This is a genomic window from Paenibacillus sp. 37 (genome assembly GCF_008386395.1).
Lineage (GTDB): Bacteria > Bacillota > Bacilli > Paenibacillales > Paenibacillaceae > Paenibacillus > Paenibacillus amylolyticus_B.
Genome location: NZ_CP043761.1, coordinates 2,166,136 through 2,183,295 on the forward strand (window position 1 = coordinate 2,166,136; position 17,160 = coordinate 2,183,295).

Here is a 17,160-nt window from a genome sequence, read left to right on the forward strand (position 1 = left end):
GTGTTGCAGTCAGCATTCATTTCAAATTGCAATAAAAAAATCCACCTTATGAACAAGAAACTACATTGAATTGGAAGGGTGGAAGACGTAATATGAGAAGAAATGTAAGCGCATTCATTTGAGGATGTTTCTTTAACTCCTTGAACGAGTTGGTCTTGTTTTAAAGCTGGAATAAGGATTGCGTGCTTTTGAATATTAAACGAGGGGAAGAATGCTATGCTAAAGCGGATTTCAATCATAATGTTAGCTTTACTATTGACCTTCAGTAACTGTTTGAGTCTTGTTCTGCCATTTAACAATCAAGCTTCAGCGGACCCCATAACACCAACGATGTTGGCACAGTATCCATTGCTTGAGGATGTACAGGATACATCCGGTAATGGCAAACATGGAACGGCAGTAGGAAACATTACGTATGCTGATGGTCTTACTTTACCTGGAGGAACAGATAGTACTACGAACTACGTGCAGCTTCCTACTGGATTGTTTGATCATCAAGAAAATACAACGATTTCTGTATGGATCAAGAGTAATACGGGGAGCGGGAACTACTCCGCATTATTCTACGGTACGCCAGCAGCTGAAAATAAATTGCCAACGAATTACTGGATGTTTAATCCATCGAATCCAAGTGGTGATTTTAAGTCTGTATTTACGGATCGCAATAATATTGACCAGCCTTGGACGACAGAGGTAGGCGTATCAGGCACCTCTACGTCACAGTACGAAGGTCAATGGGTTCACTATACGACGGTCATTACAGAACGCTCTATTACAGGTTACATTAACGGTGTAAGTATAGGAACGACCGCCAAAGAGAAAACAACAGCAAGCTTTGGTACGGATTTGCAAGCTTACATCGGTCGCTCCAATTATCTAGGGGATGCTACTTTTGCAGGTAGCTTTCAAGATTTAAGAATTTACGGAGAGGCACTAAGTAGTGAATATATCGCTGAAGTATATGAACAATCATTTAATGAAAAGCAAGTACAACAAGGCAAATTAGAGCTAACGTTAGGTGATGTATCTGCCGTGACAGAATCTCTTGAACTTCCTTCTGCCAATAAGTATGGCGCATGGATATCATGGACTTCCAGTGATGAAAGTGCGATTAGTCCAACCGGGGAAGTGTTCTTACGAGAAATGGAGCAACAAGTGACGTTAACTGCAACCATTTCTTTAGGTGGAAGCCAGGCAACGAAGGAGTTCGTGGTTACCTTACCACCTAAGGATGACTCTACTCAGCAGATTGCCGTTAAAGGTGTTTCGCTTAATGAATCTGCACTTGTTTTATCCATGGGGGACAGCGAGACATTAGTGGCTACAATTTCACCTTCAAATGCAAACAATAAAAGAGTCGTCTGGATATCTAGTGACTCAAGTGTAGCGGTTGTCAATTCAACGGGTGAAGTTACAGCGGTTAGTGATGGTGATGCCACAATTACGGTACAGACTGAAGATGGAGCGTTTACAGCTACATCAGCCGTTACCGTTAAGGGAAAATCACTCAAAGATGATCTTATTCTTCATTACGACATGAAAACGACTACAGAAGTAGACGGTCAACTCGTACTAAAGGATGTTGCCAACAAGGAAGTTACATTCGACGGGGTATTTAAAAATCCAAACAATGGACAATTCATTTCAAATAGTGAAGTTGGCTTTATTTCCTTTAATGGTGGAAGCTCTACATCGAACAGTGGGTATGTTGAGATTCCTAAGGGCTCCAATGGACTAGATTTATTACAAGGTCTGAATGAAATTACCGTATCTTCCATCGTAAACTGGACGAATGATGGTACGAATCGCTGGATTTTTGGTTTGGGTACGGTGTTAACGCCTGAAACGAACAAATATTTTTTTGTAACCCCACGTCACGGTAGTGGATCAGGCAATATGATTGCTACAGGTATATCTAAAAATGGCTGGCCGAACGAAGCATTAGTTACAGGTAGCGCAAACTCCAACCTGATCGGTGGACAGTGGAAGCATGTAACAGTTTCCTTCTCCGAAGCTAGCAACAAGATGACATTATTCGTGGATGGAGCTAAAGTTGCTTCAGGTAATACGAAGGGACTAAAGCTGTCAGACATTATTAATCCGGATGCTACGTTCTCTGGCTTTATCGGTAAGTCCATCTTCGCCAACGATCCATATTTTCAAGGTAGCATGGCTGATTTCCAAGTATATGATCGTGCGTTGACGGAGCAGGAAATGAGCGAGTTATATCAACAAGAAGCAGCAACTCACATCTCCAAAATACGTCAGCTCACTGTTGATGATGCAGCGAATCAACTTGACATCGGTCATTACTTAGACGAGGCAGATCAGAGTGCTGACAAGATAACGAGAAACGTTAATTTACCAACAAACGGTAAAAATGGCGTAAACATCACTTGGAGTTCTAGTCATCCTACTGTCATTTCTAACAGTGGCACTGTACAACGTCCGGCTGTTCAAGCAGGTGATGTTCAAGCAGAGCTTACGGCTACTTTAACGTATCAAGGCGTATCTATAACTGCTGTATTCCCTGTTACGATCTTGAAGCAATTCGATGATCAGCAGAAGGTTGATCTGGACGCTGAACAATTAGAGATCTACAACGCGGACAATGTTAAAGGCAACTTACGTCTTGTCACTACAGGTGAACAAGGCTCCACCATTACATGGACATCCAGCAGGCCGGCGGTTGTTAAAGGAACGGCTGAAGCGGCTGGTAACGCTACACAATTAGGCTGGGTGAGCCGTCAAGCTACGGATATACCCGTTACGCTAATCGCTACGATTACGAATGGTACAGCTTCGAAAGAGCTAACGTTTAACGTTACAATTAAAAAAGAAGCTGCGCCAGTAAAGCCTGATGCGTACTTCTTTGCGTACTTTACAGGTGAATATGAGGGTGGTGAAGAGATCTCCTTCGCTACAGCGGAAGATCCATTGTTCTGGAAAGCGCTGAATAATGGGAAGTCGATCCTGCAATCGGATATGGGTGAAAAAGGACTTCGTGATCCATTCGTTATTCGGTCAGCAGAAGGTGATAAGTTCTATATGCTGGCAACCGATTTGAAAATGGGCGAAAGTACAGATTTTGATCAGGCTCAAATTACGGGGAGTCATTACATGATGGTTTGGGAGTCAGAGGATCTCGTGAACTGGAGCGAGCAGCGAATGATCAAGGTGGCTCCTAAAACTGGAGGAAATACGTGGGCGCCAGAAGCGATCTATGATCCGGTAACTGGAGAGTATATTGTATTCTGGGCATCATCAATGAAAAACACAGAGACATATGGTGATTATAACGGAAGACCTGCAGGTCAGTACAATGTGATGTACTACGCGACAACACGAGATTTCTACACGTTTTCTGAGCCCAAGGTCATGATTGATGAGTCACTTCCGACCATTGATACGACATTTATTGAGCACAATCATATGTTGTACCGATTCACCAAATCAGAAGTGAATACGAAAGTGTATGTGGAGAAGGCACCAACGTTCTATTATGACAAGGACGGTATTGCAGCAAATGGCCTTCAATACAACGCTGTTCCTGGTACACGGGATAACAAACTCGGCTTGATCGGAAAAAATGGAAACAACGAAGGACAAACGATATTTAAGGATATTCATGAAAAAAAATGGTATCTGTTCCTTGATTCATGGCCATATCATGTACGATATACAACAGATCTGGATAGTAGCACGCAATATATGAACAATGTATTAAGTAGTGATCAATATGCACTTCCGCCAGGACCACGACACGGGACGGTGATTCCAATCTCACGTGCGGAGTATGATGCTTTGCAAGAGAAGTATGCATGGAAAGGTCCAGCACCATCAAAAGATCCGGTTGTACATTACTCATTTGATGCAAATACAGTGAATGATACAACGTTGAATGACATTTCTGGTAATGGTCATCACGCAACACTCGTAGGTGGAGCAACGATTAATGAAGAGGATCGCATCGGTAAAACGGGTGGTGCATTAGAGCTTAATGGATCAACAGGATATGTGAAGCTGCCAGATCACTTGATTCAATCCTTGAATCTGGAGAAGGCTACGTTCTCTACATGGGTTCAAATGGACAAAAATCAGGCCAATCAAAGAATATTTGATTTTGCTTCCGAAACAGGCAGACAGGTTAACCGCAACACCATGTACTTGAGTACACAAGGGGATACAGGTAGTCTGGAGTTCGCTGTCGTAACCCCTTTTACAGAGAAATTTAGCAATGACAGCACGAAACTAGGATCTGATTATAAATATGCAGTGAGAAATGCTGGACTTTTACCAACGAAGACTTGGCAGCATGTTGCCATTACAATGGATGAATTTGATGCCGTATTGTACGTGAATGGTCAAGAGGTTAAACGCAGCTCGACATATAACGTGGAGCCGAGAATGTTACTGGAAACAACGATGAATTATATTGGTAAATCGAGAAACAGCTCTCATAGTCTATTTGATGGTAAATTGGATGATTTCCGTATCTATAATCGTGCATTATCCGTTGAAGAGATTGCAACTTTGGCTAATGAAGACGTTACTCCTCCAGTAGAGCAGCCATCTGGGGCAGAACTCATTCTCCACTACGATATGAATGATATCGATGGTGCGACAGTTGTTGACCAAACAGGAAACTTTAACGGAAAATGGATGAATCCATCTAAAGCAGAATGGATTCGTACACAAGATGCGGGTGTACTAAGCTTTACTGGTGGCACAACTAACTCCTATGTAGAGCTGCCACAAGGAGTTCTCGATGGATTAACGGATATCACCGTTTCATCCATTGTGAACTGGAGCGGTAAAAACGCTGCGGAGTGGTTATATGCATTAGGAAGACCAAACAATAATACGCACTATACGTATTTCACACCACGTTATAATGCTAACGGTCTAGCCCGGTTGGGTATCGCGACGAATGCCTGGAATAATGAGTCTTCAGCTTCGACCACGGGCTTAAAGAATAATGAATGGAAAGTCGTTACGACGGTTGTTTCAGGTACAGATGGTACACTAACGCTTTATATTGATGGAGTTCCTGTTGCATCAGGCTCTACGAATGGAATGACATTAGAACAAATAAAAAATACTTCAGGCAGTAGTGGAAACATTGGTAAGTCATTCTATACAGATGATCCATACTTCGGCGGGTTGATTGCAGACTTCCAAATCTATGATGGTGCTATGACTGTTGCGGATATTAAATCACTTAAGGCTCAGGCAGATCAGAAGATTGCTTTACTGGAGGGCATGCTTGTATCGGCTGCGACAGAGAAATTAACGATTGATGATCTTCTTGCCTCGAATACATCAAAAGATGAGATTATAAGCAATGTAACGTTGCCAACATCAGGTGCTTATGGCACAACAATAAGCTGGACTTCGGATAAGGGGAATGTAATCTCAACTACAGGTGCCGTAACCAGACCAGCGAACGCAACTGGCGATCAAGTTGTAACGTTAACAGCAGTATTTACAGATGGTACAGAGACAGATCGCAAAACCTTTACGTTGATGGTTAAGGCATTGCCAAGCGATGCCACTTCTGTAGATGAAGCAAAAGCAGCGCTAGTCGTTCATAACATTAGTGATGTTAGAGGTCATCTCTCATTACCGGAATCTGGACTATATGGAACAACCATTACTTGGACTTCTGTTCAGCCAAATGTCATTTCAGTGACTGGTGAAGTACAACGTCCGGCGCACGGTAGTGGAGATGTAGACGTGAAGCTTACAGCTACGATTACATTAAATTCAGCATCCACTACAAAGGAATTTATGGCGAAGGTGAAGGAACGGCCTGCTGATGAAAAATATGCGGGATACTTCTTCACATATTTTACTGGAGAAGGTACCTCAACAGGCGAGCAAGTTCACTTTGCACTAAGTAACGGTAATGATCCATTGAACTGGCGAGAATTGAATAATGGTAAACCTGTATTAACCTCTACCTTAGGGGAGAAGGGAGTACGTGATCCATTCATTATTCGTTCGCCTGAAGGTGACAAGTTCTACATGATCGCTACCGATCTGAAAATTAACGGCAATGGTAACTGGGGCAGAGCACAGACATGGGGCAGTCGTTCCATTATGGTGTGGGAATCGAATGATCTGGTCAACTGGACAGATCAACGCATGGTAGAGGTTGCACCGGAAGAAGCGGGTAATACATGGGCACCAGAAATTATGTACGACAACACCACAGGTGAATATATCGTATTCTGGGCTTCAAGAATGTTTGATGATGCATCCCATACAGGTAGTGCATATCAAAAAATGATGTATAGCAAGACAAGAGATTTCTATACGTTTACTGAACCGAAAGTATATTTGGATTATGGATACTCCATCATTGACACAACGATGATTGAGCATGATGGAAAAGTGTATCGATTTACGAAGGATGAGCAGGACAACGGAGCTTCTGCTCCATTTGGCAAGATGGTTTTCCAAGAGGTTGGTAACTCGATCTTAGATCCAGCCTTCAAGATGATTAATCAAGGTGTGGGTAACATGAAATGGGTTGAGGGTCCAACGATCTTTAAATCAAATACAGATGAAAAATGGTATTTATTCGTGGATGAGTTTGGTGGAAGAGGTTATCTTCCATTCGAGACCACCAATCTTGCATCAGGTGTCTGGACATTATCTTCTAACTACAATTTACCCGCTAGTCCGCGTCACGGAACGGTAATTCCCATTACACAAAGTGAGTATGATGCACTTAGTGGGAAGAACGTACCCGTTAGCGGAATTAGCTTGGACAAAACGACGATGTCCATCGTAGAAGGTCAATCAGGGCAATTGACAGCTACGGTAACACCAGCTAATGCAACGAAAAAAGCAGTAACATGGAGCTCTAGCAATCCAGCTGTAGCGACTGTAAGTGCGACAGGCCAAGTAACAGCAGTGGCACCAGGAACAGCAAGCATTACAGTAACTACAGTAGATGGTGGGTTATCATCCAGCGCTACGGTAACGGTAACACCATCGGTTGAGCCGACTGCACCAGGAGAAGTGACAAAACCAAGTGTAACAGCGAGTAATCAAAAGCTGACTCTGAAATGGAGTAATCCTGCAGAAAGCGATTTGGTCGCTATTAAGATTACAGGGTATGGAAATACAGAGTTTAAGACGGTAACGCTGAACAATGCGGCTAGCAGTTATGAAGTCACAGGACTTGCGAATGGTACGCTTTATGAATTCCGTATTACTACGGTAAACGCAGCGGGACATGAATCCGCAGGGGTTGTGGTGTCAGGAACACCACAAGCACCAAGCAGTGGTAATGGAAATGGTGGCGGTGACGGTAACATTCCTGCACCTACAGTACCAACAGCTCCAGGTGGAAATGAGCCAGTGGTCATGGACAACGGCCAAATAAACATTAAACCAGTTGTAAATGAGAACGGTACTTCTGAAGTGAAGTTAAGTGCGGATACAATGAAGCGTGCGCTTGATCAAACGACAGGCGGTAAGCTGCAAGTAGGAGTTGATGGTGATCAAAGCTTGAATGAGCTAACGATTGAGCTAGCAGTAGATGCAAGCTTAACAAGTGGAACGTCTACGGTAGATCGCATCGAGATCAACACTGGCTCTGCAGTCGTAACAGTGGCAACCGAACTGCTTGGAACAGGAACAAGTGCAGGGAAATCGTTAGGATTGGTGCTTAAGAAAATAGCAGCTAATCAACTGTCAGCTAGTGCACAAGCTCAGCTGAACGGTGAGGTCGTTTACGATATCGAGTTAACGATTGACGGTAAGAAGCTTACAGAGTTTGATGGCAGAGATGATCTCGTGATTGAATTGCCATACACCCTAAAAGCTGCCGAAAATCCAAACAACGTCGTCGTATACGATGTGAAGGACAACGGAGAGCTAAGAGTGGTGACGAATGGTAAATACAATGCAGCGACAGGAAAAGTAGAGTTCAAGCCAACGTATGCGAGCAAGTATACGGTAGCGTATGTTGCAACGAGCTTTAAGGATGTGACCCAAGACTGGGCGAAGGACGCGATCTCAGCATTGGGAGCAAGAGGCATTGTGAAGGGTATGGGCGACGGCGAATTTAATCCGAATGGTCAAGTGACAAGAGCAGAATTCATCACCATGCTGATGAATATGTTGGAGCTATCAGATGAGAACGCAACGACAAGTTTTAGTGATGTGAAGCCAGGAGAATGGTACCATGGAAATATCGCAACCGCGCAGAAGCTGGGGATTGTGAACGGGAAACCAAATGGACGATTCGGAGTTCATGAGAACATTACGCGAGAAGATATGGCGGTTATGGTATACAAGGTTGTCCAAATTAAGCAACTGGCGTTAGCAAGTGGTGAAGCTACAGCCTTCAAGGATGAAGCAAACATCGCAAACTACGCGAAGCAAGCGGTAGAGGCAATACAGGGAGCAGGCATAATCAACGGTGTAGGTAACGATGAGTTTGCACCGAAGAAGAATGCTAGCCGTGCAGAAGCAGCAGTGATGATCTATAATTTGTTGGGTTTGATGTAGACACGTTAAGTATAAGGCAGTTGCTATTGATTTACTCAGATAATAAAGTTGGGCGGAAGAACTTGTTCCGTCCAACTTTTTATCTGTTTAATCAGTGAGCAGGAACAGCCGTTAGATCCTGGCTTAAAGAAGTAGCTGTTAACTTTACCTTAATAGGGGCTCAATTCTTCCTCTAAGATTATCTGTATAGGCCAGGTTTCCATCCGTTGTTATCACGGCAGCCTCGATATCCTTCATTTTATTAACTTTATGAATAATGGAGACCACATCTAACCCAAACAATTCTGTCGTATATATATCGCAGTCGAGCGATCTATCCGCAATAATCGTTAAAGAAGCGATATTACTTTCTACTGGATAGCCTGTTCTGCTGTTAAATATATGATGGTACTGACTCCCTTCCTTCTCTAAAACTCTCTCGTATATTCCTGATGTAACAACGGATTGCTCCCATATACTAACGAGTGCTGCTGCATTTCCTCTTGGTAAAAAGGGATTTTGGATTCCAACTTTCCAGTGACTGGACCCGGTGGGAGAATCGCCATGAACCAAAACATTGCCGCCCATATCGACCATAGCTGATGCAGCTCCGTTTTTCTTAAAAAATGACATAACTTGATCAGCAAAATAACCTTTAGCGATTGCTCCAAGGTCGATTTCCATGCCCTTTTTGAATAAATGAACCGTTTGCAGCTCATCGTCAAGCTGTATATGCTCCGGATTTAAGAGCTTCAGCACTGATTTAATCTCGGTATCGTCCGGCACATGTGCCTCGTGAAAACCAATTCTCCACAATTTGATCAAAGGCCCTATCGCAATATTTAAAAATGAATCTTTATTCAGGCTGTGTTCTTTGCCTATCTTAATAAGATCATACAGTTCCTTGTCTACTCTAAGCGGATGTGATGCGGCTTCTTTTTTTAGCATGGCAAGCTGCGATTGCTCACTGTTGGCACTGAACACTTGTTCATAACGGACAAGCATATTCACGGCTTCCTCGGCAAGCTCTTCAGCATCTGTCCCCTCGATATAGAGTGATATGTTCGTTCCCATGAGCGGTATCGTTCTCGTAAAAGATTTCATGATAGCCTCCTATATCGCACATTGTTGTCCGTGATTGAGAAACGTATGGATGAGGTCATGATCCACGCTATTCAGCTTTTTTTCTCCATGATGGGCTATAAAATAATCCAGACTCATTTTCTCTACAGGGATTGGATAGATGTTGTATTCCGAAGGGCACTCCTTGATATGGATACTTTCAGGCACAAAGGTCAGACCTAAATTATGCTTTGCAAGTTTGAGTACAGTGTAGATTTCATTGCTTTCCATAACGATATTAGGCTGTACCTTGTAGACACTGAGCAATTGATCAATCTGTTTTCGGATTGCCGAACCTTTGGACGTTAGAATAAGCTTTTGGTTCAAAATGGTGCTGATCTCAATCGTGCCCTCCGGGATGACTGCAACATTCTCTTGATATAATTCGCAGCAACGCGGAATGATGGCTTGGTAACTGTGCCTGCCCCAGTTAAACGAGTTCAAGTTAGGGGAGATACTGCTTGAATTTTGCCCGATCCAGAAGTCCAGCTCATTATTTTGGAGACGTTTCTCATTTTTTTCAGGTAAATCCTCGACAAGATTAATTTTATAAGCAGAATGAATTTCCAGAAAATCTGGTAAAAAAAGAGGCGTTAAGTAAGAACCAAGGCTGGGAAGGATTCCGATCCGTATCACCTTATTGCCAATATCCGATACATATGAAATTTCCCTTATAAGCTTGGCGTAGCTATGTTCGAGTGACGTTAGGTATTGATAATATATTTTCCCCTGCTCGGTTAATCGGTACGGAAGTTTGTTGCGAGTGATCAGCTCACAGCCCAACTCAATTTCGATTTTCTTGATAACCTTTGTGAGGTAGGGTTGAGATATGTAAAGGGATTGAGCAGCCCGGCTATAGTTACTGTATTTCAATAGGCTGTCAATGTAACACAAGATATCCTGCGATTCCAATTTAGACATGTCCCTCACCTCTTTGTGAAAAAAGTAACAAACTTTGAATTTGAGGTGATTATAACAAATTAGTTATCAAACTGCAATGAATAACTATTAGATCATTTGAGCTTTGATATGTTAGAGTTAGGCCGAAAGAACGAGTCTGACATGTACGAACATCATCTTCGAATGACAGAGAGGGGATTACGATGAATTATTTAGCTATTGTGGGTACCAATTCGGATGTGTCAACTAACCGCATGTTGCTTCAATTTATGCAAAAGCATTTTTCGAGTGAGGCCCAGATTGATTTATATGAAATTAAGGATTTACCTGCGTTCATTGAAAAAGATGAAATAGAGGATGCTGAAGTTGGTATTCCTGCGAAGGTACAGGACTTATTGGGTCAAGTCTCTAAAGCGCAAGGCATCATTATCGCTACTCCTGAGTACGATCATGCAATCCCTGCCGTTCTGAAAAGTGCGCTGGAATGGATCAGTTACACGACTCAAACCTTGAAAGACAAGCCTGTTCTCATCGTGGGTGCATCACATGGTTCACTTGGTTCTTCCAGAGCGCAAGCTCATCTCAGACAAATCCTGGATTCGCCTGAGCTTGGTGCGAGAATGATGCCGAGCAGCGAGTTTCTTTTGGGAAAATCACAGAGTGCATTTGATAACAGCGGTAGCCTGATCAGCGCTGAGAAAGTAGCGGAGCTCGACGAAATCTTCAATGAGTTTGTTTTGTTTACGGAGATCACTACGGAACTGCTATCAAAAAGGACATTGATGAAAAAAACGAAAAAATTTTCCTGGCAAGAGTAGGGGGCTAATCACAATGAAAATCATAGCGATCGTTGGCACAAATGCAAAGAAATCGTATAATCGCAAGCTGCTTCAATTCATACAAAAGCATTTTGAGTCCAGAGCAGCCATTGAAATCCTGGATATTACAGATGTTCCGATGTTTAATCAGTCCGATAACCAAACAAACAGTGCAATTATACAATCGTTTAATGAAAAAATTATGGCAAGTGATGGTGTTATTATTGCGACTCCAGAATACAACCATTCCATCCCTTCATCTCTTAAAAGTCTGCTTGAATGGTTGAGCTTTGAAATCCATCCGCTGGCTGGAAAACCCGTGATGATCATAGGCGCGTCACAGGGAACACAAGGTTCCTCGCGTGCACAGCTGCATCTTCGTCAAATTCTGGATGCACCAGGTGTCGAAGCTAACGTGATGCCAGGGTATGAATTTTTGCTTGGCAGCGCACATAAAGCATTTGACGAATCAGGCAACCTGAACAATGAAGGAACGATTGATTTCCTGGAAACATGTTTCCTGCGGTTCCTTCGGTTTGCCAAAATTTCAAATCAGCTCAACGAAGAAGAGGAGTTCACCTATAGACCTGGTATGTATGAGATCAATGCCATAGGTCACAGTGGCAATCTGCCGATGAAGGTATCCTTTAGTGAAAATAGAATTGAAAGCATCGATATCGATTCGAAGGGTGAAACCGAAGGCATCGCCGATGTTGTTTTTGTAAGAATTCCGAATAAAATCATTGAGGGACAGACGCTGAATGTAGATGCTCTCTCAGGTGCTTCTGAAACCAGTAATGCTGTCATCAATGGTGTAGCCAAAGCGGTTAAGCTTGCCGGAGTGAACCCCGACATCCTGAAAAGACGTCCAAAACCTGCTAGCAGCCAGATGAGGGCTGACGAAGAATATACTTGCGATGTGGTCGTTGTAGGTGGAGGTGGCGCAGGACTTAGTGCTGCTGCTACAGCTTTACAACAAGGAGCAAGTGCGATTGTACTTGAGAAATATCCTGCTGTTGGGGGAAATACGATCCGCTCAGGTGGTCCTGTCAATGCTGCAGATCCTGTATGGCAACAACAGTTCACTGAGAATCCAGGGGAAAGACAGACGATTGAGAATTTATTAAGTACCGATGCGAGCTTGATCCATCCGGAATATATCGATGATTTCCATGCACTCAAAGAAGAGTTTACTGCGTATCAGGAAAAGTTCGGCACAGAAAAGGCTTATTTATTCGACTCCCCACTTCTTCACAGAATGCAAACGTATTTCGGGGGCAAACGAACGGACCTGAATGGAAACATGATCTATGGACAGTACGATCTGGTCAAAGTACTTACAGACCGTGCCTTGGAAAGTGTAACGTGGCTAGAGGATATCGGGGTTGAGTATGATAAAAGTATCGTATTTGCTCCAGTGGGTGCCCTTTGGCGTCGTGGCCATAAACCTGTCAAAAGTTATGGCTCTGCCTTTATCATTGCACTTAGCAAATATGTAGAAGAAAATGGCGGACAAATTATTACAGATAGTCCGGTCAAACAGCTAATCATCGAAGATGGAAAAATTGCAGGTGTTATCGCAACGGGTGTAAATGGTCAGAAAATCACCGTTCATGCCAAAGCGGTTGTGCTTGCTAGCGGCGGTTTTGGTGCTAATACACAGATGCTCAAGGAATATAACACGTACTGGAGCCATATTGACGATGATATCAAAACAACGAACTCCTATGCGATGACTGGGGATGGAATATCGCTGGGTAAGAGTGCAGGAGCAGCGCTTACAGGCATGGGCTTCACTCAAATGATGCCTGTAGCGGACCCGGAAACGGGCGAACTCTTCAGTGGGCTGCAAGTACCTCCTGAAAATTTTGTCATTGTTAACAAAAAGGGTGAACGGTTTGTTAATGAATTTTCTGGACGAGATGTCTTAACCAAAGCGGCTATCGAGCAGGGAAGCTTGTTTTACCTGATTGCGGATGACGAGATCAAGAAAACCGCAGCAAACACAAGCCAGGAAAAGATAGATCAGCAAGTAGAAGCGGGTACTCTGTTTAGAGCCGATACGTTAGAAGAGCTGGCTGTGAAAATTAATATGGACCCTCAGGTTCTTAGAACTACCATTGATAAGTATAACTCTTATGTGGATGCGGGCTTTGATCCGGAGTTCCATAAGGATACGTTTAGCTTAAAAGTCGAGAAGTCTCCATTCTACGCTACACCAAGAAAACCTGCAGTTCACCATACGATGGGCGGTATTAAGATCGATACGAAAACCCGTGTATTGGATGAAAACGGTCAACCCATAGCGCATCTGTATGCCGCTGGAGAAGTGGCCGGAGGTATACATGCAGGCAACCGTTTAGGCGGTAATGCTTTGACGGATATCTTTACTTTTGGACGAATTGCTGGTAAGACTGCTGTGGATGAGATGAATGATGTGGAGAATATAAACAAAGAAATATAGATCATTCATGACCATTTAAAGCTCTAAACAACCCGGTAAACACAAGGATATCCTAGTGTTTGTCGGGTTATTTTCAATTCATAAATGTGTTCTTGGAAACTAATCTGAAAGCGCTTTATTTTTCTTGTAGACAAGAGAACATACCAGATGATATATTGTTTCTGTAAGAAACAATATTATTTTTATTGAGAACTATATTATACGTGTCCTTGTTAAGGGCGGAGGAAATGATCTCTCGGAGCTTAAGCTTGGACACCACAAAAAGGACGGGGAAATGATGACTAAAACCGAGACAACAATTCAATCCTTTGATGGCACACAGCTTTATTTCAGCAAGGATACAGTGGAAAATGCTAAAGCCGCTGTCGTTATTGTACACGGATTAGCGGAACATACCGGTCGCTATGATTATGTGACAGAGAAGCTGAGTCAGCGCGGGTTTAACGTATATCGATTCGATCATCGCGGTCATGCCAGATCGGAAGGACAGCGTACGTTCTACAGTGATTTTCACCAGATCATAGAGGATGTCAACGTTGTGGTGGAGACTGCTTTGCAAGAAAGCGGCAATCTTCCGCTGTTTGTTATCGGACATAGTATGGGCGGCTTCGCAACCTCGTCTTTTGGAACGAAATATCCAGGCAAGGTTAAAGGTATCGTGTTATCCGGAGCGCTCACTCGTTACAATACAAAAGTTGCGGGAGAATTGCCTATGGATCTGCCTACAGGCACGTATTTCCCGAATGAGCTGGGCAGCGGCGTATGTAGTGATCCCGCAGTTGTATCCGCTTACGCGAATGACCCACTAGTTGAAAAGCAAATCTCTGTAGATTTGTTTAACAGTCTGGGAAATGGCATAACATGGCTGAAGGAGAACGCTGAGCAGTTTATAGATCCCGTACTTGTTCTGCATGGGGCGAATGACGGGCTGGTCAGCGAAAAGGATTCTCGTGATTTTTACGGAGATATCGCTTCAACCGATAAAACACTCAAAATTTATGCTCATCTGATGCATGAGATATTTAATGAACCAACCCGTGATGACGTTATTGAAGAAGCAATCACATGGATTGAAAAACGGATCTGATTTCAGTAGAGTAAGAGAGAGAATCTGAATGATGAAAGGGATTATCCATGAAATTAGATTGGATGGGCGACCATCGGGAACTGATTGAGAAAATTATCAAATACGGCAATGCGTACTCGAATACCTATAAGTTGCAGCGAAGTTATGGTACGGATATGATGTTCTCGGCTTCACAGATTCAGACGCTGGAGTACATTCTGGAAGCCGAGGACAAGGAAGAGAAGATGACGGAAATGGCCGCGCGCCTGGGCGTAAGCCGCAGTACATTCTCCAAGAACGTGAAGAATCTGACCGAAAAAGGACTGCTCGAGAAATTCCATCTAAGCGGTAACCGCAAAGATATTTACGTCAAACCTTCGGCAAAAGGGCGCGAGGTATATGGCAAGTATACCGAATTTGTGCGAGAGCTTTGCTTTGATGAGATTTTCAAGTATGCAGATCAGATTTCAGATGTGGACAAACAAAACTTTATTCGCATTATGGATATGTTCGCCGATGTACTCGTCTGGTATGGTGAAAAGGAACAGGAAGCGCGTAAATTAATCAGAATTGATTCCGATTCGGGCAGCGACTAGTTTCGAGATAAAAGGGATTTTCCTCAAGGCTGTTCTGTGGCCGGAAAGGAAAATCCCTTTTTGCTTGCTCTGAAACACGAACCTTGAAATTAAGGGCACCAGCCCATTCCCTCCGCGAATGTCCGTCATACAGTATAAAGTGCTTGAAGCAGCAGAGGCTGTAAGACAATTATTCAGCAGGGAGTGGAACGTGTGAAATCAAAAACGAAACTGACCGGACGAGTGATCTTCAGAGGTGATCCAGGATATGAGGCCGCCCGAAAAAACTGGGACCCGCATACGGACAGATTTCCTAAAGTATTTGTTTTTGCTCAGAAAACAAAAGATGTCTCCAATGCCATCCGATGGGCTCGTGAGAATGATGTGCCGATCCGGCCGCGAAGTGGCAGACACGCGCTTGAAGTGAACCTTTCACAGGTGAATGGCGGTATCGTGATTGACGTGAGTGATCTGAATTCGATCAAGCTTGATAAAAAAAATGGAATCGTCGTTGTAGGAACAGGCAACCGGGTAGGAAGAATTGCGAATACCCTCGCCAAGCAAGGATTCATCGCTCCTTTTGGTGACAGCCCTACAGTTGGAATCGGTGGGATTACGTTAGGCGGGGGAATTGGACCTCTCCAGCGTACCATAGGTCTCATCAGTGATAACCTGCTTGAAGTGGAAATGGTGGATGCCAACGGAAAAGTCATTCGGGCGAATAAAAATCTTAATGCAGATCTCTTTTGGGCCTCACGTGGTGGGGGTGGTGGTAACTTCGGAGTATATACCCGTTACAAATTCAAAGTGCGCCGGGCACCAGCGAAGGCGACTGTATTTAAAATTACCTGGCCATGGGCTCAATTCGAGAAGGTACTCAAAGTATGGCAGAAGTGGGCTCCCTCGGTGAACACGAGACTGGGCAGTGAATTGTCCATCGGACCGAAAAAGGGTGGAAATGTTATGATGGAGGGACTGTTCCTAGGCTCTAAAACAGAGGCCCTCCGATTATTGCAGCCAATGATTAGTGTCGGTACGCCGACGAGCTCCACGGTTCGTTTGTTGCCTTACACGGAAGTTGTGAAGTTCTTATTGCAGCCTGACCCGATTCAAACGCAAAGATTCAGTAACCAGTTCTCCTCCGGTTTCGGAAGAAAACCATTTCCTGATAAGGCCATCAAAACGATGCGGGCATTTTTGGAGAATCTGGAAGAGGGGCCAGGCGGATTCTATTTCCTGAACTGGGGAGGAGCGGTAAGTCGCAAATCACCTCGATCAACCGCGTTTTTCTGGCGAAAAGAGAAGTTCTATGTGGAATGGACCAGTACGTGGATCAAACCATCCCATGCCGCTAAAAATATTGCACTCGCTCGTAATACTCGCAAGAAATTGCAACCATACATTGTCGGTTCCTATATCAATGTTCCGGATCAAGGAATCAAAAATTCCGGTCCAGTGTACTATGGAGCCAACTATGCCAGACTGCGGAGAGTCAAAGCCAAGTATGATCCGAAAAATGTGTTTAACAATCCGCAAAGCATCACGCCGGCTCGGAGAGCGTAAGGTAGAGCCATTCATTTTTACTAGCAGCTAGTGCTAATCAGAAGTTAAATTCATCTATGTATTACTGATAATAAAGACACGTCTTTTATGGCGTGTCTTATTGATTTTTATGGTAGTATAGATGCCAAAACGATATATGAAACGATA

Annotated in this window: 8 protein-coding genes; 6 read left to right on the plus strand and 2 right to left on the minus strand. The window is 43.6% G+C overall.

The features are described from left to right. Positions 1-240: 240 nt before the first annotated feature. Entirely contained in the window at positions 241-8,526 is an 8,286-nt protein-coding gene (locus tag F0220_RS09845) for an immunoglobulin-like domain-containing protein (protein WP_181155337.1), read from the plus strand. A gap of 144 nt (positions 8,527-8,670) precedes the next feature. Here the strand turns inward: F0220_RS09845 and F0220_RS09850 are convergent, their stop codons facing one another. Then, a complete protein-coding gene (locus F0220_RS09850) occupies positions 8,671-9,609 on the minus strand; it encodes an FAD:protein FMN transferase (protein WP_149846489.1) in 939 nt (312 codons plus the stop codon). 9 nt (positions 9,610-9,618) lie between these two features. Beyond that, positions 9,619-10,548 (minus strand): LysR family transcriptional regulator, encoded by a 930-nt coding sequence (locus F0220_RS09855; protein WP_105598071.1) that lies wholly within the window; start codon positions 10,546-10,548, stop codon positions 9,619-9,621. A gap of 182 nt (positions 10,549-10,730) precedes the next feature. On the opposite strand from F0220_RS09855, the gene F0220_RS09860 reads away from it, so the two are divergent. From F0220_RS09860 to F0220_RS09880, 5 genes are all read left to right on the plus strand, one after another. Then, positions 10,731-11,345 carry an NADPH-dependent FMN reductase gene (locus F0220_RS09860; RefSeq protein ID WP_105598072.1) on the plus strand — a complete coding sequence of 205 codons (615 nt, stop codon included), beginning with the start codon at positions 10,731-10,733 and terminating at the stop codon, positions 11,343-11,345. A 13-nt stretch (positions 11,346-11,358) separates the two neighbouring features. Next, positions 11,359-13,809, plus strand: coding sequence for a flavocytochrome c (locus F0220_RS09865; RefSeq protein WP_105598073.1), 2,451 nt, complete (start codon positions 11,359-11,361; stop codon positions 13,807-13,809). Positions 13,810-14,083: 274 nt separating this feature from the next. Continuing rightward, positions 14,084-14,896 (plus strand): alpha/beta hydrolase, encoded by an 813-nt coding sequence (locus F0220_RS09870; protein ID WP_397376308.1) that lies wholly within the window; start codon positions 14,084-14,086, stop codon positions 14,894-14,896. Positions 14,897-14,943: 47 nt separating this feature from the next. Continuing rightward, positions 14,944-15,471: a MarR family winged helix-turn-helix transcriptional regulator gene (locus tag F0220_RS09875; protein ID WP_105598075.1), complete on the plus strand. Its 528-nt coding sequence runs from the start codon at positions 14,944-14,946 to the stop codon at positions 15,469-15,471. 192 nt (positions 15,472-15,663) lie between these two features. Next, positions 15,664-17,013, plus strand: a complete 1,350-nt coding sequence (locus F0220_RS09880; protein ID WP_105598076.1) for an FAD-binding oxidoreductase — start codon at positions 15,664-15,666, stop codon at positions 17,011-17,013. Positions 17,014-17,160 lie beyond the last annotated feature (147 nt).